24 protein-coding genes are annotated in these 25,052 nt (G+C 68.4%); 18 read left to right on the top strand and 6 right to left on the bottom strand.

What is annotated here, in order from left to right; genetic code table 11:
- Nucleotides 1-31: 31 nt before the first annotated feature.
- The 12 genes from ACX12F_RS21155 (at nt 32) to ACX12F_RS21100 (ending at nt 12,893) form a co-directional block, all read left to right on the top strand.
- Nucleotides 32-1,540, top strand: coding sequence for a tyrosine-protein kinase domain-containing protein (locus ACX12F_RS21155; protein WP_459366300.1), 1,509 nt, complete (start codon nt 32-34; stop codon nt 1,538-1,540).
- Nucleotides 1,540-2,823: a lipase family protein gene (locus ACX12F_RS21150; RefSeq protein ID WP_459366299.1), complete on the top strand. Its 1,284-nt coding sequence runs from the start codon at nt 1,540-1,542 to the stop codon at nt 2,821-2,823. The genes ACX12F_RS21155 and ACX12F_RS21150 overlap by 1 nt, the downstream gene beginning before the upstream one ends.
- Nucleotides 2,820-3,488 (top strand): YveK family protein, encoded by a 669-nt coding sequence (locus ACX12F_RS21145; protein WP_459366298.1) that lies wholly within the window; start codon nt 2,820-2,822, stop codon nt 3,486-3,488. The genes ACX12F_RS21150 and ACX12F_RS21145 overlap by 4 nt, the downstream gene beginning before the upstream one ends.
- Nucleotides 3,485-4,747, top strand: a complete 1,263-nt coding sequence (locus tag ACX12F_RS21140) for an alpha/beta hydrolase (RefSeq protein WP_459366297.1) — start codon at nt 3,485-3,487, stop codon at nt 4,745-4,747. Before ACX12F_RS21145 ends, ACX12F_RS21140 begins: the two co-directional genes overlap by 4 nt.
- Nucleotides 4,744-5,973: an acyltransferase family protein gene (locus ACX12F_RS21135; RefSeq protein ID WP_459366296.1), complete on the top strand. Its 1,230-nt coding sequence runs from the start codon at nt 4,744-4,746 to the stop codon at nt 5,971-5,973. The genes ACX12F_RS21140 and ACX12F_RS21135 overlap by 4 nt, the downstream gene beginning before the upstream one ends.
- Nucleotides 5,974-7,230 carry a lipase family protein gene (locus tag ACX12F_RS21130; RefSeq protein WP_459366295.1) on the top strand — a complete coding sequence of 419 codons (1,257 nt, stop codon included), beginning with the start codon at nt 5,974-5,976 and terminating at the stop codon, nt 7,228-7,230.
- On the top strand, nt 7,202-8,098 hold the full coding sequence (locus ACX12F_RS21125; protein ID WP_459366294.1) for a sialate O-acetylesterase: 897 nt from the start codon (nt 7,202-7,204) through the stop codon (nt 8,096-8,098). The genes ACX12F_RS21130 and ACX12F_RS21125 overlap by 29 nt, the downstream gene beginning before the upstream one ends.
- Nucleotides 8,085-8,660, top strand: a complete 576-nt coding sequence (locus ACX12F_RS21120) for a YdcF family protein (protein WP_459366293.1) — start codon at nt 8,085-8,087, stop codon at nt 8,658-8,660. The genes ACX12F_RS21125 and ACX12F_RS21120 overlap by 14 nt, the downstream gene beginning before the upstream one ends.
- A gap of 119 nt (nt 8,661-8,779) precedes the next feature.
- Nucleotides 8,780-10,297, top strand: coding sequence for a sugar transferase (locus ACX12F_RS21115; protein WP_459366292.1), 1,518 nt, complete (start codon nt 8,780-8,782; stop codon nt 10,295-10,297).
- 37 nt (nt 10,298-10,334) lie between these two features.
- Nucleotides 10,335-11,564 (top strand): lipase family protein, encoded by a 1,230-nt coding sequence (locus tag ACX12F_RS21110; protein WP_459366291.1) that lies wholly within the window; start codon nt 10,335-10,337, stop codon nt 11,562-11,564.
- Nucleotides 11,554-12,354, top strand: coding sequence for a biotin--[acetyl-CoA-carboxylase] ligase (locus tag ACX12F_RS21105; protein ID WP_459366290.1), 801 nt, complete (start codon nt 11,554-11,556; stop codon nt 12,352-12,354). Before ACX12F_RS21110 ends, ACX12F_RS21105 begins: the two co-directional genes overlap by 11 nt.
- A gap of 20 nt (nt 12,355-12,374) precedes the next feature.
- Entirely contained in the window at nt 12,375-12,893 is a 519-nt protein-coding gene (locus ACX12F_RS21100; RefSeq protein WP_459366289.1) for a PH domain-containing protein, read from the top strand.
- Here the strand turns inward: ACX12F_RS21100 and ACX12F_RS21095 are convergent.
- Nucleotides 12,848-13,462: a GtrA family protein gene (locus tag ACX12F_RS21095; RefSeq protein ID WP_459366288.1), complete on the bottom strand. Its 615-nt coding sequence runs from the start codon at nt 13,460-13,462 to the stop codon at nt 12,848-12,850. The two genes, ACX12F_RS21100 and ACX12F_RS21095, sit on opposite strands and share 46 nt — an antisense overlap.
- Before the next feature lie 141 nt (nt 13,463-13,603).
- Between ACX12F_RS21095 and ACX12F_RS21090 the strand changes: the two genes are divergently transcribed.
- Genes ACX12F_RS21090 through ACX12F_RS21075 form a run of 4 tightly spaced genes read left to right on the top strand, consistent with a single transcriptional unit; the run spans nt 13,604 to nt 17,379 of the window.
- Nucleotides 13,604-14,809, top strand: a complete 1,206-nt coding sequence (locus ACX12F_RS21090; protein ID WP_459370447.1) for a 5-(carboxyamino)imidazole ribonucleotide synthase — start codon at nt 13,604-13,606, stop codon at nt 14,807-14,809.
- Nucleotides 14,802-15,326, top strand: coding sequence for a 5-(carboxyamino)imidazole ribonucleotide mutase (gene purE / locus ACX12F_RS21085; protein WP_459366287.1), 525 nt, complete (start codon nt 14,802-14,804; stop codon nt 15,324-15,326). The genes ACX12F_RS21090 and purE overlap by 8 nt, the downstream gene beginning before the upstream one ends.
- Before the next feature lie 11 nt (nt 15,327-15,337).
- The gene (locus ACX12F_RS21080) at nt 15,338-16,162 is read left to right on the top strand and encodes a class I SAM-dependent methyltransferase (RefSeq protein WP_459366286.1); all 825 of its coding nucleotides are present in this window, start codon (nt 15,338-15,340) and stop codon (nt 16,160-16,162) included.
- A gap of 56 nt (nt 16,163-16,218) precedes the next feature.
- On the top strand, nt 16,219-17,379 hold the full coding sequence (locus ACX12F_RS21075) for an acyl-CoA dehydrogenase (protein ID WP_459366285.1): 1,161 nt from the start codon (nt 16,219-16,221) through the stop codon (nt 17,377-17,379).
- Between the two features lie 9 nt (nt 17,380-17,388).
- Here the strand turns inward: ACX12F_RS21075 and ACX12F_RS21070 are convergent, their stop codons facing one another.
- The gene (locus ACX12F_RS21070) at nt 17,389-18,105 is read right to left on the bottom strand and encodes a TIGR03089 family protein (RefSeq protein WP_459366284.1); all 717 of its coding nucleotides are present in this window, start codon (nt 18,103-18,105) and stop codon (nt 17,389-17,391) included.
- Between the two features lies 1 nt (nt 18,106).
- Nucleotides 18,107-19,543 carry an LCP family protein gene (locus tag ACX12F_RS21065; RefSeq protein WP_459370446.1) on the bottom strand — a complete coding sequence of 479 codons (1,437 nt, stop codon included), beginning with the start codon at nt 19,541-19,543 and terminating at the stop codon, nt 18,107-18,109.
- A 186-nt stretch (nt 19,544-19,729) separates the two neighbouring features.
- On the opposite strand from ACX12F_RS21065, the gene ACX12F_RS21060 reads away from it, so the two are divergent.
- Both ACX12F_RS21060 and manB read left to right on the top strand, forming a co-directional pair.
- A complete protein-coding gene (locus tag ACX12F_RS21060) occupies nt 19,730-20,623 on the top strand; it encodes a glycosyltransferase family 2 protein (protein ID WP_459370445.1) in 894 nt (297 codons plus the stop codon).
- 71 nt (nt 20,624-20,694) lie between these two features.
- Complete coding sequence (gene manB / locus ACX12F_RS21055; RefSeq protein WP_459370444.1) at nt 20,695-21,771, top strand: mannose-1-phosphate guanylyltransferase ManB; 1,077 nt, start codon at nt 20,695-20,697, stop codon at nt 21,769-21,771.
- Here the strand turns inward: manB and ACX12F_RS21050 are convergent.
- The 3 genes from ACX12F_RS21050 to cofD are packed head-to-tail and all read right to left on the bottom strand — an operon-like array spanning nt 21,753 to nt 24,642.
- Entirely contained in the window at nt 21,753-22,298 is a 546-nt protein-coding gene (locus tag ACX12F_RS21050; RefSeq protein WP_459366283.1) for an NUDIX hydrolase, read from the bottom strand. The genes manB and ACX12F_RS21050 overlap by 19 nt on opposite strands.
- Nucleotides 22,295-23,644 (bottom strand): coenzyme F420-0:L-glutamate ligase, encoded by a 1,350-nt coding sequence (locus ACX12F_RS21045; protein ID WP_459366282.1) that lies wholly within the window; start codon nt 23,642-23,644, stop codon nt 22,295-22,297. Before ACX12F_RS21045 ends, ACX12F_RS21050 begins: the two co-directional genes overlap by 4 nt.
- Nucleotides 23,641-24,642 carry a 2-phospho-L-lactate transferase gene (gene cofD, locus ACX12F_RS21040; protein WP_459366281.1) on the bottom strand — a complete coding sequence of 334 codons (1,002 nt, stop codon included), beginning with the start codon at nt 24,640-24,642 and terminating at the stop codon, nt 23,641-23,643. Before cofD ends, ACX12F_RS21045 begins: the two co-directional genes overlap by 4 nt.
- Between the last annotated feature and the right edge of the window lie 410 nt (nt 24,643-25,052).

Here is a 25,052-nt window from a genome sequence, read left to right as displayed (position 1 = left end):
CCGTCGCATTGCTGAAATAAGGGGCACGACCTTGGAGATCAAAGAGTACCTGCGGATATTCGGCCGGTACTGGTGGGCAATCGTGGCGCTGGCGGTTGTCGGAGGTGTCGCGGGCTGGTCGTGGTGGGAATTCGGTGATCGCGAGTACCAGTCCAGCGCGACGCTGTTCGTCGCGACCCAGAACGGCACGTCGGTCACCGAGGCCTACCAGAACAACCTGTTCTCGCAGGACCGCGTGAACTCCTACGCCACCCTCGCCATGAGCGAACAGGTCGCCGCCCGCGCGGTAGATCAGCTGAAGGCGAACATCTCGGCGGGCGAACTGCGCGCCAGGGTCACCGCCGTCCCGCTGCCGAAGACCGTGTTGCTGCAGGTCTCGGTGACGGACAGGGACCCCGGTCAGGCCCAGACCTACGCCAGCGCGGTGGCAGATCAACTCGCCGGACTGGTCGGTGAACTCGAGACGTCCCGCCGGGGCGGCAGCCCCGCTGCCGGCGCCATCGTGGTCGACGAGGCCGGCTATCCGACCAAGCCCCTCGGGTACTCGATGATCACCCGCGTCGGCATGGGCGTCGCCGGTGGCACCGTCCTCGGTCTCCTGGTGGCGCTCGTGCTCGGCATCGTCGACCGCCGTGTGCGCGGCCGCGAACGGGTGGCCGACGCCAGTGGTTCGCTGCTCATGGGTGCGTTGCCCTCGGACTCTGCGCGGAGCAAGGCTCCGGTGGTCGACCTGACCGCCGAGAGTGCCTACGCGGAGGCTTTGCGTGAGCTCCGCAACAATTTGCGGTTCACCGTGCCGGCAAACCGCGATGAGCCCGCTCGGGTGATCGCGGTGGCCAGTCCGTCGCCGTCCGACGGCCGCACGACGGTTGCCGTCGATCTGGCCGCCGTCCTCGCCGAGACCGGCAAGCGCGTCGTGCTCGTCGACGGTGACCTGCGCAACCCGGCGGTGGCGCAGCGCGTGGACCTGACGCCGGCGGCCCGCCAGGGGGCGGCCGATCGCGGCCTGAGCACCGTGCTGGTCGGCGAGAACACCCTCGCCGAAAGTTTGATTTCCGAGGTTCCCGTCGGTCAGCATCGGATCGCGGTGTTGCCCGCAGGTCCGGCCACCACGCGTCCGGGCGAGCTGTGGGCGGGCGACCACACCGAGAGCCTGTTCGCCGAACTGTCCGGCCAGTTCGACTACGTCGTCGTGGATACGCCGCCCCTGGGCAAGTACAACGACGGTGCCGTCGCGGCCGCGCTTTCGGACGGTGCGTTGTTGGTCGGCCGCATCCGCCACACCACCAGCAGCGCCCTCACTCGCGCTGTGCAGACCCTGAAGTCTGCCAACGCGGTGCTGATCGGCTCGGTCGCCACCGATGAACCGGGCGAGTTCAAGATCCACATCGGCGGGTCCGACGGCGCCAAGTCCGCTGGGACAAAGGCCGGCGGCGGCAAGAAGTCGGCAGGCAAGGCGGCTGCGAAGGCGGCGCCTGAGTCCGCGCCCCAGGCCGAAGACCCGTCCGAGGCCACAACGGCGGCGCATCAGAAGCCGTGATGCGTCAGGTTGAGTTGCGGCGCACGATACTGGCACTGGCTGCGGTGCTGGTCACCGTCGCTGCGTGCGGCCAGTCGGCTCCGGTGCCGCCGCGTCCGGGTGACGACGTCCGTCCCACCCGGGACCTCACCCCGATGTTCCCGGGTGCCGAGGCGCTCCCCGCGCCCGATCTCACCGATGACGGCCCCGGCTCCCTGGTCGAGTTGAAGCCCGTCAAGGGTGACCGGAGCTTCGACGAGGCAGGTGCCACCGCGGCGCGCATCGTCTACCGGTCGACCAGTGGCGTGGACGGCCGGCCGATCCAGGTCAGTGCACTGATCGCGGTGCCCCCGGGCCCGGCGCCGAAGGGCGGCTGGCCGATCATCTCCTTCGGACACGACACCACGGGGCTGCTGCCCAAGTGCGCGCCGACCCTCGCCCCGCAGTTCTGGGGCTATTCCACTGGTATGGCGGTCTATCTGCGGCGCGGCTTCGCCATCGCCCTGTCCGACTACCAGGGGCTGGGCATCGACCCGGGTTCGGCCGCCCGGCAGCACTCCATCCTGGATACGGCCAGCCTGGGGAACAGCATCATCGATGCCGCGCGCGCGATCCATCGCGCCGTACCGTCCACCAGCACCAACTGGGGCGCACTGGGGGCCGGTGAAGGCGGCCTGGCCGCGTGGGCCGCGGCAGAACGCAATGGGGCGTACGGCGCGGGCATGAACATGGTCGGCGCGGTGGCGGTCAACCCGATCGCCGATCTGGCACCGCTCGCCGACCCGGACCGCACGGCCGCGCTGGCGACCGCCGACCAGTACCGGCTGCAGATTCGGATGCTGCAGAGCCTGCAGACCATGCAGCCCGACTTCGACCTCGACGCGCACCGCTCGGCGAAACTCAAGGACCAGTGGGACCTGGTGGTCGACTGCGCCCCGCGCGACGTCGCGGCCGCACAACTGGCACTGAATCAGTTGACTCCCAACGATTTCCAGGCCAAGGACGCAGCCGCCGTGGCGGACCTGAAGCGTCGCCTGGGCGCTGTCGCATTGCCCAGTCCCGCGGCGGGGCCGAATGATCCGCCGGTGCTGGTGGCGTTCGGCACGGCCGACACGGTGAACCCGCCGGCCGGCATCCTGATGGCCGCCGGGGCCGCCTGTGCCCGCGGCCAGCAGATCGTGATGATGCGCGGCGTGGGGGACACCGGCCAGATCAACGACCAGACGATGCAGAACGCGCTGGCCTGGCTGCAGGCGCGGTTCGACGGCGAGCGCGTCTCCGACGTCTGCGTGGGTGCGACGTGATCACCCCGACCGGTGTCCCGCGGGTGCGCGACTACTTCCTGTTCGTGAAGAACAGTTGGGTGCTGGTGCTCGTCACCACCATCGTGAGCGCGCTGGTGGGCTGGGTGGGCTGGGACAACGCGAAGCCCGAGTACCAGTCGACCGCGTCGGTGTTCGTCAGGACCGAGGGCAGCGCGTCGCCGCTGGACGCCTATTACGGCGACGCCAACATGCTCGGCCTGATGGAGACCTACCGGCAGTTGGCCACCAGCTCACAGATCACCGCGCCGGTCATCCAGAAGCTGGGCCTGATCGAGTCCGACAAGGAACTCGCCGCCCGGATCGTCGTGCTGCCCAGTGCCACCGCGATGTTGAACATCACGGTCACCGGCGGTGACGCCGACCAGACCAACCAGATCGCGCACGAGGTCGCCACCGACCTGGTCGCGGTGGGCAACCGGCTGGCCCTGGTCGCCGGTACCAGCGCGACGCTCGTCGTCATCGACGACGCCAGTCCGCCGCAGCGGGTCGGCGGGTTGTCGTCCTTCGTGATGACCGGGGCGGTGCTGGGTTTCGCGCTGTGCGTCCTCGCGGTGATCGCGCGGGCGCTGATCCTCGATCGGGTGCAGAGTCGCGGGCACCTCGAACGGGTGGTCGGTGACGCGAGCGCCGGGACGCCGGGATGAACTCGCGGCGGCTGCGGCGCGCGGTATCGGCCGGCCTACTCGTCGCGGTGTGCCTGACCGCGCCGGCCTGCCAGAGCGCTTCGGCACCGAAAAAAGCTGCGCCCGGCACGGTCCCGGGAATCGACCTCAAGCCCGACACCACGGGTGCCGGCCAGGTACCCGGCGCGCTGGTATCGGCGTCCACGTTCCCCACGCTGGATCTGCGGCTGAAATCGGCGGTGTCGCTCGCGGCCCGCATCGAGTACACGTCGACCTCCGGGATCACCGGTGAGCACACCGAGGTGTCGGGTTCGGTGTTCGTGCCGAACGGCACGCCGCCGCAGGGCGGCTGGCCGGTTGTCGTCTTCGGCCACGCGACGTCCGGCCTGCAGCGCGAGTGCGGGCCGTCCGGTTCGTCGACGCTGGCCGGGCTGTCCCTGCCGATCACCACACTGGTGAAAGCCGGCTACCTGGTGAGCCTGCCGGACTACCAGGGGCTCGGCCCGGGCACCGCGGGCCATCCGTACGCCGACGCCACGACGGTGGGCTACAACGTCATCGACGCCGCGCGCGCGGCGCACAAGCTGGTGCCGGAGTCCTCGGACCGCTGGCTGGCCGTCGGGGTGTCCCAGGGCGGTCAAGCCGCCTGGGCAGCAAACGAACTCGCCGCCCACTACGGCACCGGGCTGAACCTCGTCGGAGCCGTCAGCTTGTCGCCGGCCACCGATCTCACCGGACTGGCCTCCGGAGCCGCGGCCGGCAGGCTGTCGAAAGAGCAGGGCGCCATCCTGCAACTTATTCTCGCCTCCCTCGCGGCCGAGAACCCGTCGCTGAACCTGCAGGACTATCGCCGCGGTGCGGTCGCCGAGCACTGGGACGTCCTCGGCTCCTGCCGCAGCGAAGATGCCGCAGCCCGGGCCGCGGCAATCGACAAGATCACGCCCGACGATCTGCGGCCCGCGAGCCCGGAGGCGGCAGCGACCCTGCAGGGACTGCTGGCGAAGCGGAGCCTGCCCAAGGAGCCGACGTCCGCGCCGATGCTGGTGATGTACGGAGGGCAGGACACGCTGCTGCCGCCGGACTGGACGAACAAGGCGCTCGCCGCCGCGTGCCGCCTGGGTGACGTCATCGACATCATGTTCCAGCCGGCCAAGGGGCACGCCGACATCGATGTGGCCTCGTCCTACGACTGGATCAAGGACCGCTTCGACGGCGTCCCCGCGCCGAACAGTTGCCCGTCTTTCCTATCCACGGTATCCACGCAGGGAGCAGGACAGTGAACGCGCCGACCTCGGCACCGGTCCGGACCCGGGCCCGCATCATCGGGCTGGACGGCGCCCGCGGACTGTCGTGCCTGGGCGTCGCCGTCATGCACGTCACCGGTCACTACTCGCCACACACCGCCGCCCACTGGAAGACCAACCTGGTGGGGTTGTCGCTGATCTTCTTCTACGCACTCAGTGGGTTCCTGCTGTTCCTGCCCTACGTGCGCAACCTGATCGAGCAGCGTGAGCTGCCGAGCACCGCGAATTTCGCCGTCCATCGCATCGCCCGGATCCTGCCCGGCTACCTGGTGATCTTCCTGCTCTGCAACTACCTGCTCCAGATCGTCTACGTGCAGAACGCGTCGCTGCAGCCGACCCGCACCGAGGACGGCACCGGCATGATCACCGACCCCTGGCAGCTGATCGCCAACCTGACCCTGACGCAGTCCTACTTCCCGAAGTACTTCCAGACGGGCCTGAACCCGTCGTGGTCGCTGACGCTGGAATACGCCTTCTACCTGTCGATCCCGCTGCTGGGCATGCTGTTGTTCGCCCTCGGCCGGCGCGCCAAGGTGCGGCCGTGGCTGATCGTGTCGCTCGGACCGGCGCTGCTGATCGCGCTCGGATTCATCGGCCGGGCCTTCGTGCCCTGGATGATCTCGGCGTTGCACCTGACCGACCCGACACAGATCAACTGGGGCGCCAACTGGGTCGCGGTCTACACCAAGACGTTCCTGACCAACTCGGACACCTTCGCGTTCGGCATGGCCGCCGCGGTCCTGGTCGTGGCCATGGAGCACAACATGATTCGGGACAAGCTCAGCCGCCGCGTCCGGCTCTACAGCTTCCTGGCGATGTTCCCGGTGGGCGTGGTGATGCTCGGGCTGATCGCCCTGGCCAACCCGTACGCCACCTCGGCCCTGGCGCTGCTGTGCGCGCTGGGCATCCTGGTGATCGTGGCGCCGCTGTTCCGCGGCGAGCGGTCCGGGCTGGCCGAGCTGCTGGACACCGCACCGTTCCGGTTCGTCGGCAAGGTCTCGCTGTCGGCCTACCTCTGGCACTTCCCGCTCATGCTGCTGCTCGGGCGCTGGGGCTTGATGGCCGGCGACAACCTGCCCGGCATGTTGCGCAACGTCGCGCTGGTCCTGGCGGTGACACTGGTGGTGTCGGCCGTCACGTACTACGCAGTGGAAGATCCTGTCATGAAGTTCGCCAAGCGGTACCGCACCAGGTGGTCCTGAATGCGCCGTGCGATCCAGTGGGGTGCTGCGGTTGCCGCACTGCTCCTGATCGCGGCGTCGCTGCCGGTGATGTGGCAGGTCGGTAGCTGGGCGCTGGACAAACTGCGGCACGGTGGGATCGGCGACCCGGTGCCGATCCGGACCGCCGACCTCACGGCCTCCGGCCCGGGCAGCCTGATCAGCGCGATGACCATGCCCGCCCTGACCAACTCGGTGGAGGGCAAGGATCTGCAGGCCGCCCGCGTGGTCTACCGATCCACCTCTGGTGACACCGACGCACCGACGGTCGTGTCGGGATCGGTGTTCACTCCCATGGGCCGGGCGCCCGACGGTGGCTGGCCGGTGATCGCGCTGGCCCACGGCACCACCGGCATCGACCAGCCCTGCGCGCCGTCGCTGTCGGTGAATCTCCTGGGCAACGTCGCACTGGTACAGGGCTTCGTCCACCTCGGCTTCGCGGTCGCGCTCGCCGACTACCAGGGACTGGGTGCCCCCGGCGTCCACCCCTACACCGACAGCCGGACCGCGGGCCGCAACGTCATCGACTCCGTCCGGGCCCTGCGCCACACCTTCCGCGACATCTCCAGCAAGTGGGCCGTGTTCGGCGGCTCGCAGGGCGGCGGCGCGGCGTGGGCCGCCGACGAACAGGCCAGGACGTATGCTCCCGAACTCGACCTGATCGGCGCGGCCGCCAGCGTGCCGTCGGCGGATGTGGCGGGCATCGTCGACAAGGCCGGCATCTTCGATCAGGGCAAAGCCGGAACCATGACCAAGGACCAGGAAGCGGCGTTCCAGGCCATCATCGAGTCGCTGGCCCGGCTGCATCCGGACCTGAACCGCGACGACTACCGCCGGGGCGCGGCGGCCAGGTATTGGAAGGTGCTGACGGCGTGCTCGGGGCCCGACGTCGCCTACCGCGCCACCGCCATCGATGCGATCGGGCCGGGCGACCTCGCGCCGGTGGATGCGGCGGCAGCCGACCGGTTGCGTCGCTACCTGCAGGCTTGGGCGCTGCCGCAGCAGCCGTTGTCGGCCCCCATGTCGGTGGTCTACGGCGGCAAGGACACCTTCCTGGACGCGGAGTGGACCAAGGCCGCTATCGCGCGCGCGTGTTCGCTGGGCGGTACGGTGGTCTGGAATTTCCAGCCGGACGGTGGACACGCCGATATCGACGGTCCGGGTCAATTGCGGTGGCTGGCAGAACGATTCAGGGGAGGCGAGGCGGTCAATGACTGTCCTGCGCAGGGGACCACGTAATCCCGACGGCGACAGCCCGATTCATCAGCAGTTGCTGATCGAGGCGAAGTGCATCGTGAAGCGCCTCATCGCGCCCCGCGGCACACCCGTCGAGGCCCCGGAGCGGCCGTACCTGATCCTGCCCATCCTCGGGCAGTCCAACGCATTCGGCATGGGGCTGCCCGTCGAGCCCGACGGTTTGGACCGGCCACATCCGCTGGTGCACCAGTGGGCGATGTGCGGGCCGTCCAAAGGCACCGCGGTGCTGGCGACGCAGCCACTGCTGCACGAAATACCGTGCAAATACGTCGGTTTCGGCCCGACATTCGCCAAGCAACTCGCCGAGGCGACCGGGCGCCCGGTGCTGGTGATTCCCGGCGCCCGGGGCGACACCTCCTTCACCCCGAAGAACGGGCACACCTGGGATCCGGCCGACCGCAAGACCCGGGTGAACCTGTACCGCCGGGCCGTGGCGGCCATCGATGCGGCGCTGGCACGTTTTCCGGGTAGTGAGATCGCCACCGTCCTGTGGCACCAGGGGGAGACCGACGTGCCGCTGATCTCCGGCGCGCAATACCAGGCCAAGCTCGACTCGCTGATCGGGGACATGCGCGCGCGGTACGGCGCCGGCCTCCCGTTCGTCCTCGGACAGATGGTGCCCGAGGAGATGGAGTTGAGCGGCAAGCCCTACGCGGCCATCGACGCCGTGCACGCCGATACCCCGAACCGCTGGCCGCTGAGCACCTTCGTGCCGGGACCGCGCGATTCGTACAACAGCCCGGATGATCGGCATTACAGCGCCGCCGGCCAGCGCGAGTTGGGTCGCCGCATGTGGCAGCAGTACCGCGAGATGTGTGGCGGGCAACTGGCGGAATATGCCGCGCGCTGAACTCGGCCGAGTCATTCGTCGTGTCATCGCTGTGGTCACCATCGTGGTGCTCGTCGATGTCGGGCTGGCCGGCGTGGCGTTGTTCGCCAACGCCAAATCCGATCCACTGCAGCGGGCCGACGCGATCATCGTCCTGGCCGGCGAACATGACGGCCGCGAACAGTACGCGCTGAACCTGGCCCGGCAGGGCTGGGCGCGCACCGTCGTGCTGTCCGATCCGTACGTGCCCGGCGATCCGCAGATGAAGAGCGCCTGCGCGCCGGCGCCGGACATCGAGGTCATCTGCCGGAAGCCGGAGCTCCTGACGACCCGCGGCGAGGCCATGATGATGCGCCGGCTCTCCGAAGGCCGCGCCTGGCACCGGATCATCGTGGTCAGCTGGCGGTATCACCTGCCGCGCGCGCGGTTGGTCTTCCGCCAGTGCTATTCCACCAACCCTGGTTCGGTGGTTGCCGTGGCCCTGCCCCGGGACTATGACTTCTCGCCGATCGGGTGGGAACTGACGTTCTTCTATCAGTTTGCCGGGTTTGCAAAGGCCGCCCTCCAGGGGCACTGCGCTTGAGCTGCCTATTTTTCCGATCGGTGGTATTTTCGAGCAAACGATGCGATAGTAGTCGCAGTCCGCTGAGCGGGGACTATCTCAAAAAGCCAGCAAATGGGGAGGGGTAAGCGGCAGTGTCGGTGGCAGAAGAGCTCTTCGTTCCAAAGGCTTCTCCCGCGCCTCCCGTGCGCGCGGTTGCGCCTTTAGCTGACCGGGCCTGGCAGACGCGCTACCGCTGGTGCCTGATCGCATTCGATCTGCTCGTGGTCGTGTTGGCCCTGGCAAGTGCCCAGTTCGTCAAACTCGGTACACCGGATGCGTCCCTGGAATTCACCTCGACGTATCTGCACGTCTTCTCGTACTACTCGGTGCTGTCCCTGTTCGTCGCGGTGATCTGGCTGGCGATGCTGGCCGCGTACCGCACCCGGTCGCCGCGCATCGTCGGCGCCGGCGTGGAGGAGTACCGCCGGGTGTTCTCGGCGACGCTGGCCACCGTCGGCATCATCGCCGTCGCACTGATGATCTTCCGCCCTGAGTACGCCCGCGGCTACCTGGCCGTCGCGCTGCCACTCGGCCTCGTCGGCCTCGTCGTCGCCCGCACCATCTGTCGCCGGGTGCTCGCCCGGCTGCGTCGACGCAACAAGTGCGTCGCCAAGGTGCTGGCGGTCGGCGACCCGCGCGCCGTGCGGAATCTGGTGCAGTCCCTGCACCGCGAATGGTGGTACGGCTACTCCGTCGCCGGCGTCTGCCTCACCGGACGCAACGAAGGTGGCACCTTCGACGTGGCCGGGGTCGGCGAGCTGCCGGTGCTCGGCAACGAGTCCCAGGTCTCCGACGCCATCGCCACCGCCTCCTTCGACGCCGTGGCGCTGACCACGACCGATCATCTCGGCCCCGAAGGCGTGCGTGAGCTGTCCTGGGAACTCGACAAGCTGGGTATCGACATGGTCGTGTCCCCGAGCGTCATGGACGTCGCCGGCCCCCGGCTCACCATGCGTCCGGTCGCCGGCCTGCCGCTGATCCACGTCGAGCGTCCGCAGTACAGCGGGACCAAGAAGCTGCAGAAGCGCGCCTTCGATGTGTTCGTCGCGCTGTTCGCCCTCACGGTGACCTCGCCGCTGATGGTGCTTGCGGCCATCGCCATCAAGCTCACCAGTCGCGGCCCGGTGTTCTACCGCTCCGAGCGGATCGGCCTGGACGGCAAGCCTTTCCAGATGACGAAGTTCCGCACCATGGTGCAGGGCGCGGACCGCATGGTCGACGAGTTGATCAGCCTGGACCTCAACGAGAGCGGCAGCGGTGTGCTGTTCAAAATCCACGAGGACCCACGCGTCACGCTGGTCGGAAAGTACCTGCGGCGCTACAGCATCGACGAACTGCCGCAGTTCTTCAACGTGCTGCGTCGCGACATGAGCGTGGTCGGCCCACGGCCGCCGCTGCGCCGCGAGTTCGACACGTACAACGAGCAGGTTCGCCGCCGGCTGCTGGTGCTGCCCGGGATCACCGGGCTTTGGCAGGTGAGCGGCCGGGCCGACCTGTCGTGGGAGGACTCGGTGCGGCTCGACCTGTCGTACGTCGAGAACTGGTCCATCACCAACGATCTGCTGATCGCGGCCAAGACCTTCCGCACCATCATTGGCGGTTCTGGCGCCTACTGAACCCGCGCGGGCGACCGTCGGTGAATAATGCCCTTTGATGCGTAAAGCCCTGCCGTGGATAGTGGTGGCCGTCCTGGTCCTCAGTGGCGTCACCGCCGCGAGATACCTGCGACCGCTGGCGCTCATCGGGACCTCGAAGGTCCTGGACATGTTCATCCCGCTGTCGGGTGCGCCTGAGCCCATCGGTGCTGCCGATCTCACCGGCTCGGGCCCGGGCACCCTGCTGTCGGCGACCACCATGCCGGGGGTGACCAGCACCTTCGACGGCCAGGGGATTCGCGCCGCCCGCGTGGTGTACCACTCCACTTCGGGTGACACCGGCGCGCAGACCGTCGTCTCCGGGTCGGTGCTGACCCCGCTGGGGCAGGCACCCAAGGGCGGCTGGCCGGTGGTCGGCCTCGGCCACGGCACCCTCGGCATCGACAACAACTGCGGACCGTCGCTGTCACCGACCCTGATGAACCTGCTGCCCATCGCGAAAGTCGTGACCAATCTCGGGTATGCCGTCGCGTTGCCCGACTACCAGGGGTTGGGCGTCAAGGGCATTCACCCGTACTCCGACGCCCGCACCGCCGGCCTCAACCTGATCGACGCGGTCCGTGCGGCGCGGCATGTGTTCAGCGACCTCTCGACGACATGGGCGGCGTTCGGCGACTCCCAGGGTGGCGCCGCGGCATGGGCGGCCAACGAACAGGCCGAGCCCTACGCCCCCGAGCTCAAGTTGGTAGGCGCCGTCGCCGTGTCGCCCGCCGCCGATGTCAGCGGCCTGGTCGCCAAATCGCAGACGGGCACGTTGACCAGTGAGCAGCGGCCGGTGCTGCAGGCGCTGATCGAATCGCTGGCCCGGTTGCACAGCGACCTGAACCGCGACGACTACCGGCACGGTGGCGCCGCCCGTTACTGGAATGTGCTGACCGACTGCAGTGCGGGCGGGGCCTATAAGCGTGCCGTCGCCGCCGGGCAACTCGGGCCGCGCGACTTCCTTCCGGCCTCGCCCGGCGCCGCCGACCGGCTGCAGAATCTGTTGCAGGCATGGGCTATTCCGCAACGGCGGCTCACCGCGCCGCTGTACGTCTGGTACGGCGGTCAGGACCCGTTCATCGACGCCGTATGGACCAAGGCGGCGATCGGGCGGGCCTGCTCGCTCGGTGGCACCGTGACGACAGAGTTCGACCCGTTGGGTGGACACAACCCGCCCGCGGCGCAGGAGATGCTCGACTGGATGGCGGATCGGTTCGCCGGGAAGAAGGTAACCAATGACTGCTGACCTGCTGCCGCTGGACGCCGCGGCGATCCAGGCAGAAGCCGGCGCGGGCTGGCGAGTCGAGGTGGTGGCCGAAACCGGTTCCACCAACGCCGATCTGGTGGCGCGGGCGCAGTCCGGCGAGAACGTCGCGGGCGTGGCGCTGTTCACCGAGGACCAGACCGAGGGCCGGGGACGTCAGGGCCGCAGCTGGTCGGCGGTGCCGCGGTCGCAGATTCTGGCGTCGGTCGGCGTGGACACCACCGATGTACCGAGCGAAACCTGTGGCCTGTTATCGCTGGCGGCGGGGTTGGCCGTCGTCGAGGCGGTCGCCGAGGTGACCGGCGTGCATGCCGTGCTCAAATGGCCCAACGACGTTCAGGTGGGCACCGGCAAACTGGCCGGCATCCTCTCGGAGGTCGCGGGCTCCGGCGCGTACCCCGTCATCGTCGTCGGTATCGGGCTGAACGTGTCGTTGGCGGCTGACGAACTGCCCGACCCTGCGGCCGTCTCTCTGCTGAGCGTCGGTGTGGCACAACCGGATCGGCAGCGGCTGGCAGCGGTGCTGTTGAATCGTCTGCACGCCAGGATCGCCGAGTGGCGAGCAGGCGGAAACGTCGAGTTGCTGGCCGTCTACCGCAAGCACAGCTCCACCCTGGGGCGGTCGGTGCGTGCCGAGTTGCCCGGTGGGCGCGAGGTGGTCGGGCAGGCGACAGAGATCGACGCGGGCGGTGCACTGCTGATCGATTCGGCCGACGGCGTCGTCACGGTCTCGGCCGGTGACGTCGTGCATTTGCGTCCCGCCACAAGCTGAGCACGGCCTAGAGTCTGGGTATGGGTTACCCGGACAACGTGCTGGCCGCCGACGAACATGTTGTGCTGCATCGGCACCCGCACTGGAAACGACTGATCGGGCCGGTGCTGGTGCTGCTGGCCGGGACGGCGCTGGCCGCCTTCGTCGCGGCGGTGGTCAATCACACCAATTGGGACGCGAACGCCAAGAACATCATCTTCGCGGTGCTCGGGGTGATCTGGCTGGTGGTGGTCGGGTGGCTTACCGTGTGGCCGTTCTTGAATTGGCGCTCAACGCATTTCGTGATCACCGACCGCCGGGTGATGTTCCGGCGCGGGGTGCTGACGCGGTCGGGCATCGATATTCCGTTGGCCCGCATCAACAGTGTGGAGTTCCGGCACCAGATACTCGACCGGATACTGCGCACCGGCACCCTGATCATCGAGTCGGCATCCCAGGATCCGCTGGAATTCCATGACATTCCGCGCGTGGAACAGGTCCACTCGCTGCTGTATCACGAAGTCTTCGACACTCTGGGGTCGGAGGAGTCGTCCAGCTGAGGGTCGTCCGTGAGCTCGTCGTAAGCCTCGGCGAAACCGCCGATGGTCATGGTCGCCTCGAGCGTCATGTCGGGCGCGTGCTGCGCCATCTCGTCGGGGAACACCCAGCGGCGGAACGCCCAGAACCGGAACGCCATCTGCAGCAGGTTGCCGATGACGTACGCCGACACGAAGTCCGCGATGTTCTCGACGGTCAGCGACACGTTGGGCACCCGCAGCTGCAGCACGTAGCTGGAAACCCACAGCGGCGCCATGCTCAGCAGCACGCCCACACCACTGACCGCGAAGAACAGCAGGGCCTCGTGATGGCGTTCGCGGCCGCCGCGGTTCTGGAAACTCCATTCGCGGTTCAGCACGTACGACGCGATCACCGCGACGATGCCGGAGATGATCTTGGCCGTCACCGGCTTGGGCTCGAGCACGGTGAGCTTGAGCGTGTAGAAGATCCCCGAGTCGATGACGAACGTGGTGGCGCCGACTATGGCGAACTTGATGAGCTCGTGATGCCGTTCGGCAAACGGCCGAATCACTCGCGGTAGCCGGGCGATGGTGGCCTCGGTGAACGACATAAGCGGCAAGTTTACGGATAGTCGGTGCATTTCGCGTACCCGTGCAGGTAGTGGCTGGTAGCTAGCCGGCGTAGGCAGATTCGGGGGACACCTTTGGTGCGTGACAAACTAGGCGCCGTGACGCAACCCCCCGTCGTGGCAATGATCGGTGGCGGCCAGTTGGCCCGCATGACGCACCAGGCGGCCATCGCGCTCGGCCAGACCCTGCGGGTGCTGGCTGTCGCGGCCGACGAGCCCGCAGCCCAGGTGAGCCCGGCGGTGGTGCTGGGTTCGCACACCGACCTCGATGCGCTGCGCCGGGTGGCGGCCGGAGCGACGGTGCTGACGTTCGACCATGAGCACGTGCCCACGGAACTGCTGCAGACCCTCGTCGCGGACGGGGTCAATGTGGCCCCGCCGCCGTCGGCGCTGGTGCACGCACAGGACAAATTGGTGATGCGCCGGCGGCTGGCCGAACTCGGCGCGCCGGTGCCGCGCTACCGGGAGATGGCGACGGTCGCCGATCTCGATGCCATCGACGAGCTCGCCGGCGAAATCGGCTCTGGGACCGGCGTCGGCCTCGTCGTGAAGGCGAGCCGCGGCGGCTATGACGGCAAGGGCGTCACCTTGACCGATGACGTCACACAGGCCCGCGCCGCCGCCGAGGGCTATCTGGCTGGCGGGGTCGCCGTGCTGGTCGAGGAGAAGGTCGCCATGCGCCGCGAGCTGGCCGCGCTGGTGGCGCGTTCGCCGTTCGGGCAGGGCGCGGCGTGGCCGGTGGTGCACACCGTGCAGGAGGACGGCATCTGCGTCGAGGTGATCGCGCCGGCACCGCAGCTGGACGCGGAGGTCGCCACGTCGGCCGAACAGCTGGCCCTGCGGATCGCGGACGAACTCGGTGTCGTCGGAGTGCTTGCGGTCGAGCTCTTCGAGACGGTCGACGGTGCGCTCCTGGTGAACGAGCTGGCCATGCGGCCGCACAACTCCGGGCACTGGACCATGGACGGCGCGACGACCAGCCAGTTCGAGCAGCACCTGCGTGCGGTGCTGGATTATCCGCTGGGCGCGACCACGCCGCTGGCGCCGGTGACGGTGATGGCCAACGTGCTGGGCGCGCCGACCCCGCCGCAGATGAGCATGGACGAGCGGTTGCATCACCTGTTCGGCCGGCTGCCCGAGGCCCGGGTGCACCTGTACGGCAAGGGGGAGCGGCCCGGCCGCAAGATCGGCCACGTCAACATCGTCGGCGCGCCGGGTGGCTCGCTCGACGACGAGGCGTACGTGGCGGAGGTACGCGAGCGGGCCACGCGGGCCGCGCATTGGTTGTCGCATGGCGAGTGGACGGACGGATGGAGTGCACATGAGTGAGCACGCAGGCCAGAAGGCCGGCCCTCGGGTCGGCTTGATCATGGGCAGTGACAGCGACTGGTCGGTGATGGAGGATGCGGCCACCGCGCTTGCCGAGTTCGAGGTGCCGTTCGAGGTCGGCGTGGTGTCGGCGCACCGCACCCCGCAGCGCATGCTCGACTACGCCAAGACCGCCGCGGACCGGGGCGTCGAGGTGATCATCGCCGGCGCCGGTGGCGCGGCGCACCTGCCCGGGATGGTCGCGTCGGCCACCCCGCTGCCGGTGATCGGCGTACCGGTGCCGTTGGCCCGCCTCGACGGCATGGACTCGTTGCTGTCGATCGTGCAGATGCCCGCCGGCGTCCCGGTGGCCACGGTGTCGATCGGTGGCGCGCGCAATGCGGGCCTGCTGGCGGTACGCATCCTGGGGTCGGCCGATGCCGGTTTGCGTGCCCGGATGCAGCGCTTCCAGGAGGACCTGGAGCAGATGGTGCTCGCCAAGGACGAGGCGCTACGGAATCGGTTGCTGGGCAAGTAAGCTCACCATCGATGAAATCTTCATTCGCGCGGTACCGCAGCGTCGGCCACAAGTTCGTCACGGGATTCATGGAGCCGGAGGTGCTCCTGGTCGCCGGTGCCCTGGATGAGGCCCAGCGGGCCAGGTCCGTCGGCGGCGCCGTCGCCGAGATCGGCGTGCACCACGGCAAGCTGTTCATCGGTCTGAACCTGTTGCAGCGGGATGACGAAAAGTCGGTTGCCATCGACATTTTCGGCGACCAGGACCTCAACATCGACGGCTCCGGTGCCGGTGACCTGGCGAAGTTCACCAGCAACGTCGACGTGTGGTCGTCGATGGACGGCGTGGTGATTCACCAGGGCGACTCCACCAAGCTGGCACCCGAGGTGCTGCTGGAGGAGGCGGGTGGGCCCATCCGGTTCTTCAGCGTCGACGGTGGGCACACCGAGGAGATCGTCTACAGCGACATGCAGCTGGCCGAGGCCACGCTGGCAGACGGCGGCATCGTCATCGCCGACGACGTCTTCAACGAGTTCTGGCCCGGCGTCGCGGTGGGCACGCTCAAGTACCTCGATGACGGAGCCGGCCTGGCCCCGTTCGCGATCGGGTTCAACAAGGTGTTCTTCACCCAGCCGGAGTACTGCGACTACTACCAGGCCGAACTGGAGTCGGCAGCGCACCGTTCGGCTCGGATCCAGCACACCACCTCGGTTTTCGCCGGGCATCCGGTGCTGTTGCTCGGTCCGGTGACGGCCGTCGACGTCCTGCGCCGCAGTGAGACGCTGCGCAGCGTCTATCACCGCACTTACCGCGAGCTGGTCCGTGGTCTGCAGAAGGTATCGGGTCAGGGGCGGTAAAGTTACCGGCGAGTAGCAACCCGCATCTCGCCAAATGGGCAGGCAAGGAGCCGTCAATGTCTATCGGTAACCCGTCATTCGATCTGTTTCAGCTGCCGGAAGAGCATCAGGAGCTCCGGGCCGCGATCCGCGCCCTGGCCGAGAAGGAGATTGCTCCTTACGCCGCCGAGGTCGACGAGCAGGCCCGGTTCCCCCAGGAGGCCAGTGACGCGCTGACCGCGTCGGGCTTCAACGCCGTCCACGTGCCCGAGGCGTTCGGCGGCCAGGGCGCGGACTCGGTCGCCGCGTGCATCGTCATCGAGGAAGTCGCCCGGGTCGACGTCTCGGCGTCGCTGATCCCCGCGGTCAACAAGCTCGGCACCATGGGTCTGATCCTGAACGGGTCCGACGAGCTCAAGCGCAAGGTGCTGCCGGACCTGGTCGACGGCAAGCTGGCGTCGTACGCGTTGTCCGAGCGCGAGGCCGGCAGCGACGCCGCGGCCATGCGCACCCGCGCCAAGGCCGACGGCGACGACTGGGTCCTCAACGGCGCCAAGGCGTGGATCACCAACGGCGGCGCGTCCACCTGGTACACCGTCATGGCCGTGACCGATCCCGACAAGGGCGCCAACGGTATCTCGGCGTTCATGGTGCACATCGACGATGAGGGCTTCACCATCGGCCCGAAGGAACGCAAGCTCGGCATCAAGGGCAGCCCGACCGTCGAGCTGTATTTCGAGAACTGCCGCATCCCCGGCGACCGCATGATCGGTGAGCCCGGCACCGGCTTCAAGACTGCACTGGCGACGCTGGATCACACCCGCCCGACCATCGGGGCGCAGGCCGTCGGGGTGGCCCAGGGTGCCCTCGACGCGGCGATCGCGTACACCAAGGACCGTAAGCAGTTCGGCAAGTCGATCAGCCAGTTCCAGGGTGTCGAGTTCATGATCGCGGACATGGCGATGAAGACCGAGGCGGCGCGCCTGATGGTCTACAACGCCGCCGCCCGCGCCGAGCGTGGTGAGCCCAACCTGGGCTTCATTTCCGCGGCGTCGAAGTGTTTCGCCTCGGACGTGGCGATGGAGGTGACCACCAACGCCGTGCAGCTGTTCGGTGGCGCCGGCTACACCGTCGACTTCCCGGTGGAGCGCATGATGCGCGACGCGAAGATCACCCAGATCTACGAGGGCACCAACCAAATTCAGCGGGTCGTGATGTCCCGCGCCCTGCTGCGCTGACGTCAGGCGCTACAGGTCGGCAGTGACCTTCTCCGTCGCGCGGCGCCGATCCAGGGTGCCCGCGTCGGGGTGGGCCACCTGCACCAGGGACGCGCCGCCGGCGAACACCGCCAGCAGATTGGCCACGAGTTCGTCGGCGGTACCCCACGGGGCCGTCGACAGGAGGCGGGTGTCGGCGGTGAATCCCTTTGCCGCGGCCGTGCTCCGGGCCTCGGCGAGGACGTCGTCGACAGCACGGCCGGCCAGCGCCGGACCGGGCGTGCGTTCGGGCACGATCTGATCGCCGTGCACGCGCACGGATGTCGCGTAGTCGGTGACGCCGATCGGCAGGTCGGGGACGGGCTTGCCGAACGGGTCGAGGGACAGCACGACGACCTCGGCGGCGCCGGTCTCGTCGGCCGCGTCAATCAGGTCGGCGGTGCACAGCGCCACGTCACACTCCGTCGGAAGTGGTTGTCCGATAACCACTTCCGCGCCGATGTACCAGATGCCGAACAACACGCCCGCGGTCTGCCAGTGCGCGGGCAGCAGCACTGCGACCCGGCTGCCCGGGCCGGCACCGAGTTCGTCACGCAGCAGGTTGGCGGTCTTGGCGGCCCAGTTGCCCAGCGTCACCGCCGACACCTCGATGCGTTCGCCGGTGGCGTCGTCGTAGTACGTGATGCGCGGCCCGGCCGGGTCGGCGCGCAGCAGCGGGTCCAGGAGTGCGCTGGAGAGGTTGGTCACGTCAGTCGACGCACTTCGGATCGGACGTCCCCGCGGTGATGATGGGGGACGGCGCCACCGGGGCGCTGGAGCCGGAATCGGTGGTGTCGGAAGCGGATTGAGTCACGGTGTGGCTTCCGCCCTCCAGACCGGAGCCGGGGCCGGCGTAGTCGTGCGAAAGCACCACGCGCACCGCGCCGCTGGGCACCGAGGCGTTCTCCACGACGGGCAGATTGCCCAGTTGCTCGGCAATGGCGCGCGCTCCGAGGTCGTCCGCCTTCGCGGCCTGGATTTGGCTCGAGGTCACGTGGTCGGCCTCGTTGTTGCCGACTTTGCCTGCGACGAAGCCCTTTCCGGTGAGGACCTCCGACACCGCGGCGGCCAGTCCGTTGATGTCACTGTCGTTGACCACGTCGACGGTGGTGTTGCCCGGTGTGTAGGCCAGCTTCTCGGTCTTGCCATCGGCCTGGTCCTGGAGCAGGCCGGCCACCCACTGCTGCACCTGGTCGGGGTCGACCCGCACGACGCTCTGGGTGCCGTCGTCGCTCCAGCCGTCCTCGGCCAGCACCGGGATGGTGGCGAACGCGACGTTGCCCCCCGCGAGCTTCTGCATCTGCTGGACGAAATCCATGATGTCCCAACCGTCGGACAGCACGACGGACCGCTGTACGGCCTGCCGCAGCCGGCTCAGGGTGCTGGGGCTGGACAGGGTCTGCCCGGAGATGATGTCGTGCGCCAGCGACGCCATGAACACCTGCTGGCGCGTCACCCGGTCCAGGTCGCCGCGGGGCAGATCATGGCGCTGGCGCACGAAGCTGAGTGCCTGCGCGCCGCCCAGCTTCTGCCAGCCGGCCGGGAAGTTGGCTCCCGACAACGGTTCGTCGACGGCATTCTTCAGACACACGTTGACACCGCCGAGGGCGTCGGTGATCAAGGCGAATCCCAGCAACCCGACTTCGGCGTAGTGATCGACCGTGACGCCTGTGAGTTTTGCCACGGTTTTGATCAGTGCCTCGCGTCCGGCCTCGACGGCTTTGGGTTCCGCGGTGGCGGCATCCTCGCCCTGCTGTTCGACGAGTTCCTTCATCTTCTCGAGCTTCACCTGCCCGAAGACGCCGTTGATCTTGGTCTTGCCCAGCCCCGGCGCCTGTACATAGGAGTCGCGCGGGATGGAGATGGCGGTGGCCGAGCGCCCGTTGTTGGGGATGCGTACCAGGATGATGGTGTCGGTGTTGGTGGACACGTCGTCGCCGGCCCGCAGCGTAGCGAGTTCCTCCTCTGACAAGGGGTTTCCGTGCGCGTCGGTGCGGCTGTCCATGCCCACCAGGAGGATGTCGACGGCACCGTCGTCGCCACCGCCGCCGAGGGCCGCGGTGCTGATGCGGTTGATGCCAGATTCCAGCGAACGCAGGCTGCTCCAGGCCATGCCGGTGCCCACCACCACGAGCACCGTCGTCATGACGGCGAGGATGCGGAACAGTCGACCTGGCACCAGGACAGGCTACTGGCGAGCGGTTGCTGAGGCCGGTAGCCCGGGGTTCGGCGGGTCACACCCTGGTGCGGCTACGGCCGTCGGCCCGCTAACCTCTAGCCCGTGATCGAGCAGCCTTCCGGACCGCCAAGGACGCAGTCCGACAGATCACCTGTGCCGGACCGCCCGCTGCTCGTGGTGACGGTGACCTATTCACCTGGCCCGCATCTGGACCGTTTCCTGAAGACATTGGCGCACGCCACCGAGCGCCGGCTGCTGGTGGTGATGGCCGACAACGGATCGACCGACGGCGCGCCCGAGGCGGCCCTGGAGCGATATGCCGACGTCGAGCTGTTCCGCACGGGCGGCAACCTCGGCTACGGCACCGCGGTCAACCGCGCGGTGGCGGCCTACCTCGACACGCCGGACAGCGTCGTCGACCAGGAGTTCTTCGTGGTGGTCAACCCGGACGTGCAGTGGGGCCCGCACAGTATCGACGAGCTGTTCGCCGGTGCGGCGCGCTGGCCGGCCGCGGGTTCGGTGGGGCCGCTGATCCGCGACCCCGATGGTTCGGTCTATCCGTCGGCGCGGCATCAGCCGAGCCTGATCCGCGGCGGCATGCACGCGGTGGTGGGCCCGTTCTGGAAGTCCAATCCATGGACGGCGGCCTACCGCCAAGACCGGCTGGAGCCCAGCGAACGTGCGGTCGGTTGGCTGTCCGGTTCGTGTTTGTTGTTGCGCACCAAGGCGTTCCGGCAGATCGGCGGGTTCGACGAAAACTACTTCATGTACATGGAGGACGTCGACCTCGGTGACCGGCTGGGGCGCGCGGGCTGGCAGAACGTGTACGTGCCGGCCGCCGAAATCCTGCACGACAAGGGGCATTCCACCGGGCGCGACCCGGCCCGGAATCTGGCCGCGCACCACCGCAGTACCTACACCTTCCTCGCGGACCGGCATCCACACTGGTGGCAGGCCCCGCTGCGGTGGACCATCAAGTCGGCCCTGACCGCGCGTGAGCGCGCGGTGGTGGGCAATTCCAGGCGTAAGCGCCGTCGGGCAAACTAGGCTACCTGCGACGACGTTGAGTCATGCTGAAAGGACGCGAGTTGAGTGATCCCGAGCTGAATGCGGCCGCGGTGAATCCGGTTGACGTCGACGCGGTCATCCTGGTGGGTGGGCAGGGCACGCGGCTGCGGCCGCTGACCCTGTCGGCGCCGAAGCCGATGCTCCCGACCGCGGGTGTGCCGTTCCTGGCGCACCTGCTTGCCAGGATCGCGGCTGCGGGCATCCGCCATGTGGTGCTGGGCACTTCGTACAAGGCCGAGGTGTTCGAGCAGGAATTCGGCGACGGTTCCAAGCTGGGCCTGGAGATCGAATACGTCGTGGAGGACGAGGCCCGGGGCACCGGTGGCGGTATCGCCAACGTGGCGCCCAAGCTGCGCCACCCGACCGCCATGGTGTTCAACGGCGACGTGCTCTCCGGTCTGGACCTCGGCGCGATGCTGGCCAGCCACCTGGAGCGACAGGCCGATGTCACGCTGCATCTGGTGCGGGTGAGTGACCCGCGGGCGTTCGGTTGTGTGCCAACCGATTCCGAGGGTGTGGTGACGGCGTTCCTGGAGAAGACCCAGGACCCGCCGACCGATCAGATCAACGCGGGCTGCTACCTGTTCCAGCGTGCGGTGATCGACGAGATCCCCACCGGCCGTGAGGTGTCGGTCGAACGCGAGGTGTTCCCGAAGCTGCTCTCCGACGGCTTCAAGGTGTGCGGTTACGTCGATGCCACCTACTGGCGCGACATGGGTACCCCCGACGACTTCGTCCGCGGCTCAGCGGATCTGGTGCGCGGTATCGCGCCGTCGCCGGTGCTTGACGGGCACCGCGGCGAGAGCCTGGTGCACGAGGGCGCTGCGGTGGCGCCCGGCGCACTGTTGATCGGCGGGACCGTGGTGGGCCGCGGCGCCGAGATCGGTGCCGGTGCCCGGCTGGACGGCGCGGTGATCTTCGACGGCGTGAAGATCGAGGCCGGGTCGGTGATCGAGCGGTCCATCGTGGGGTTCGGCGCCCGGATCGGCCCGCGTGCGCTGATCCGCGACGGCGTGATCGGCGACGGTGCCAACATCGGCGCCCGCTGCGAGCTGCTGCGCGGCGCGCGGGTGTGGCCGGGGGTCACCATCCCGGACGGCGGAATTCGTTACTCGACGGACGTCTGAGCGGCCCGCGCGAGCCGTTCCAGACCAGGGTCCGGGCCCGGCAGGGCGTCCAGCGGCCACCAACGCAGATCCAGGGATTCGTCGCTGCAATGGATTTCGGCGTGCTCCGGCGCGACAGCCAGATATTGCACGTCGAGGTGCCGGGTCGGCACGCCCAGTGAGCATGTCAGGGCGTGGACGTGCAGCGCGGCAGGTGCCTGCGCGATCCGCAGTCCGGTGATGCCGGATTCCTCGGTGGCCTCGCGCAGCGCGGCGGCCCGGATGTCGGTGTCGACGTCTTCGCAGTGGCCGCCGAGTTGCACCCAGCGGCCCAAGCGCGGGTGCAGGGTGAGCAGGGCCCTGGTCCGGGTGTGGTCGAGCACGAGCGCCGACGCGGTGATGTGCCCGGGCTCGCACGCGCGCCGGCAGGCGTCGGGGCGGGCTGCGACGAATGCCGCGACGGCGTGCCGCAGGCTGTCCTGATCGGCGTCGGGCGCCGGCCAGTTCCGTAGCGCCTCGACCACCGAGGCATGCAGAGAGTCGCTCATCGGCGGACCAGCAGCTCGTGCGTCGCCACCGGCTGCCGCGGCTGACGTGGTTCGGCGGTCTCGAGGTGGTGGCCGATGGCGATGGCGCCCAACGGTTCCCAGTCGGCCGGCAGGTCGAGCTCGGCGCGCACGATGTCGGCGGCGAAGATCGTCGAACCGATCCAGCAGCTTCCGACATCGCGGGCCGCCAGGGCGACCAGTAGCCCCTGCACCGCCGCGCCCACCGCGACGGTGAACATGGTGTGCTCGGCGTCGGTGCGGGCCACGTCCGGATAGCTGTGCGCGCCGTCGGGTACCAGGAACGGGATGACGAGTTCCGTTGCGTCGTAGAGGATTTGACCGCGGCCGACACGCCGGTCGACGGAGTCGGCCGGGCGACCATCGGAGGTGAGGTCGGTGCGCCACTTGTCTTTCATGCGGTCCAGCAACCGGATTCGTGTGTCGTGGTTCTGCACCCAGACGAAGCGGACCGGGCGCGTGTGGTGCGGCGCGGGCGCCGTGAGGGCCTCGGCGACGGATTCCTCGATGAGTTCCGGTGCCACCGGCTCGGCGCTGAAGGTACGCACCGAACGGCGCATCAGCTGAGCCTGCCTGCGGCCCAATGCCAGTGCTTCCTCGGTGCCCAGCCAGAACAGGTCCTCCTGACCGGCGCGCACCAGGGTCCGGCCGTTCGAACCGTCGTCGCGCGGTGACAGGCCACGCACCACGGCGACCGGGATGCCGGTCAGCTTGCCCTTGACCAGATCGGCGGCGGCCGCGATCTCGTCGGCGATGGCGACCTCCGTCACCAGCAGTTCATTGCCGTGGGTGTCCTGGACGCCCGAATACCCGTGCAGTACAGCCAGGCCGGCCGCGCCGATGGCGGCATCGATCTGACCGTTGCGCCAGGCCCGGCCCATGGTGTCGGTGATGACGACGGCGACGCGCACGCCGAGCCGCTCGGCCAGGCCGGCGCGCAACCGGGCCGCGCTGCCGTCGGGATCGACCGGCAGCAGGGCCAATTCGGTTGTGCTGACATTGGATCCGTCCACACCCGCGGCGGCCTGGACCAGTCCGATGGCGTTCTCGGTGATCAGGGTGCGGCCCTTGCGGGCCAACACGCGCACGGCCTCGTCGTCGATCAGCCTGCGCCGCAGCGCGTCCCGTTCGTCGGGATCGGTCGGCGCCGCGACGATCCGGCCTTCGGATTTGGAGAGCACCTTGCTGGTGACCACGAGCACGTCGTCATCCCGCAGCCAGGGGGCGGCTGTGGCGATGGCGGCGGCCACGTCGTCACCGGGACGGAACTCGGGAAGCCCTGGCACCGGAAGGATTTCGATGGCGGCCGCGGCCCCATGCTCTGTCACAACGAGATCCCGGCCAGTTGCAGTCCGGCGCGGACCATCTCGGCCGTGGCGGTGGGGTCGGTCATCAGCAGCGGCACGGCTTCGACGTTGACACCCTCGATCTCGGCGTGGTCCCCGGCGTCGATCAGCCAGCCGTCCAGGATGCCGGTCCCGCTGCGAGCGCCGTAGTGCGCGCCCACGGCTTCCGAGGTGCTGTCGACACCGATCACCTTGAGACAGTCATCGGCCATCCCGCGCAACGGCTTTCCGGCCACGATCGGGGAGTATCCGATCACCGGCGCCGGGGTGGACCGCAGCGCGCTGCGCAGACCCGGCACGGCGAGGATCGCGCCGATGCTGACGACCGGATTGGAGGGCGCCAGCAACACCACGTCGGCGCCCGCGATGGCGTCGGCGACTCCGGGTGCGGCTTTTGCCTTCTCGGTGCCGATGAACGCGAAACTGTGGGTGGGGATCTGCGCGCGGTAGCGAACCCACCATTCCTGGAAGTGGATGGCGCGCTGATTGCCGGATACGGGATCGGTTACGACCACGTGCGTTTCACTGCGGTCGTCGCTGGCGGGCAGCAGCCGCGCCCCGGGCTGCCAGCGGTCGCACAACGCCTCGGTCACCTGGGACAGCGGATAACCGGCCCGCAGCATCTGGCTGCGCACCAGGTGGGTGGCCAGGTCGCGGTCGCCGAGTCCGAACCAGTCCGGCTGCACGCCGTACGCGGCCAGCTCTTCCTTGGCGTGCCAGGTCTCGTCGCGGTGGCCCCAGCCGCGCTCGGGATCGATGCCACCGCCGAGGGTGTACATGCAGGTGTCCAGGTCGGGGCAGATGCGGACGCCGTACATCCAGGCGTCATCACCGACGTTGACGATCGCGGTGAGTTCATGGGGGGAGGGGGTCGAGGAGTTCATGCCGGGGTCGGCGAATTGCCCCAACCCCAGCAGCTTCTGGACGCCGAGCAGAAAACGGGCGCCGCCGACGCCACCGACCAGAACCGTCACCTTCACGTCGACTCACCCTAGGCGATGGCGCCCGGGTGAAATGACGCGCCCGGGACCCAATTTGGCGCGCAGCAAACTTTAAACCTCAAGATTCACTTGAGTAACAGGCGTATCTGCAACCGAGATGGCCAACTGCGTTGTGTAACAGCGTGTTATTGGTCACTATCGCGACACGCCGCGGTAACGACGCGCCGTAATCAGGTCACAAGATGGTAGGAAATGCGCTTCATCCGCTTGACCGTGGCAGCTAACCCGTGTGTAATCACACCAGTGTCATTCCCGGTTTGTTTACCGGTTCCGGTGCAGCAGACCGAGTTTCGACCGTTTGTTCGAATATTGGTCGCCACTCACGGCACGCAGGGCAAGTAGTTGGACTCCGTATATGAGAACTACGTAAAGCAGGGGAGGAGGCGGCA

Source organism: Mycolicibacterium sp. HS_4_1 (assembly GCF_054515875.1).
Note: the sequence above shows the minus strand (reverse complement) of the source record. Positions and strands in the feature narration are given on the sequence as shown.

Excerpts from the sequence above, each read along its gene's own strand:
- ACX12F_RS21150 (WP_459366299.1), top strand. The coding sequence starts at position 1,540 with ATGCGTCAGGTTGAGTTGCGGCGCACGATACTGGCACTGGCTGCGGTG.
- ACX12F_RS21140 (WP_459366297.1), top strand. The coding sequence starts at position 3,485 with ATGAACTCGCGGCGGCTGCGGCGCGCGGTATCGGCCGGCCTACTCGTC.
- ACX12F_RS21130 (WP_459366295.1), top strand. The coding sequence starts at position 5,974 with ATGCGCCGTGCGATCCAGTGGGGTGCTGCGGTTGCCGCACTGCTCCTG.
- ACX12F_RS21125 (WP_459366294.1), top strand. The coding sequence starts at position 7,202 with ATGACTGTCCTGCGCAGGGGACCACGTAATCCCGACGGCGACAGCCCG.
- ACX12F_RS21120 (WP_459366293.1), top strand. The coding sequence starts at position 8,085 with ATGCCGCGCGCTGAACTCGGCCGAGTCATTCGTCGTGTCATCGCTGTG.
- ACX12F_RS21110 (WP_459366291.1), top strand. The coding sequence starts at position 10,335 with ATGCGTAAAGCCCTGCCGTGGATAGTGGTGGCCGTCCTGGTCCTCAGT.
- ACX12F_RS21105 (WP_459366290.1), top strand. The coding sequence starts at position 11,554 with ATGACTGCTGACCTGCTGCCGCTGGACGCCGCGGCGATCCAGGCAGAA.
- ACX12F_RS21100 (WP_459366289.1), top strand. The coding sequence starts at position 12,375 with ATGGGTTACCCGGACAACGTGCTGGCCGCCGACGAACATGTTGTGCTG.
- ACX12F_RS21095 (WP_459366288.1), bottom strand. The coding sequence starts at position 13,462 with ATGTCGTTCACCGAGGCCACCATCGCCCGGCTACCGCGAGTGATTCGG.
- ACX12F_RS21090 (WP_459370447.1), top strand. The coding sequence starts at position 13,604 with ATGATCGGTGGCGGCCAGTTGGCCCGCATGACGCACCAGGCGGCCATC.
- purE (WP_459366287.1), top strand. The coding sequence starts at position 14,802 with ATGAGTGAGCACGCAGGCCAGAAGGCCGGCCCTCGGGTCGGCTTGATC.
- ACX12F_RS21080 (WP_459366286.1), top strand. The coding sequence starts at position 15,338 with ATGAAATCTTCATTCGCGCGGTACCGCAGCGTCGGCCACAAGTTCGTC.
- ACX12F_RS21075 (WP_459366285.1), top strand. The coding sequence starts at position 16,219 with ATGTCTATCGGTAACCCGTCATTCGATCTGTTTCAGCTGCCGGAAGAG.
- ACX12F_RS21065 (WP_459370446.1), bottom strand. The coding sequence starts at position 19,543 with ATGACGACGGTGCTCGTGGTGGTGGGCACCGGCATGGCCTGGAGCAGC.
- ACX12F_RS21050 (WP_459366283.1), bottom strand. The coding sequence starts at position 22,298 with ATGAGCGACTCTCTGCATGCCTCGGTGGTCGAGGCGCTACGGAACTGG.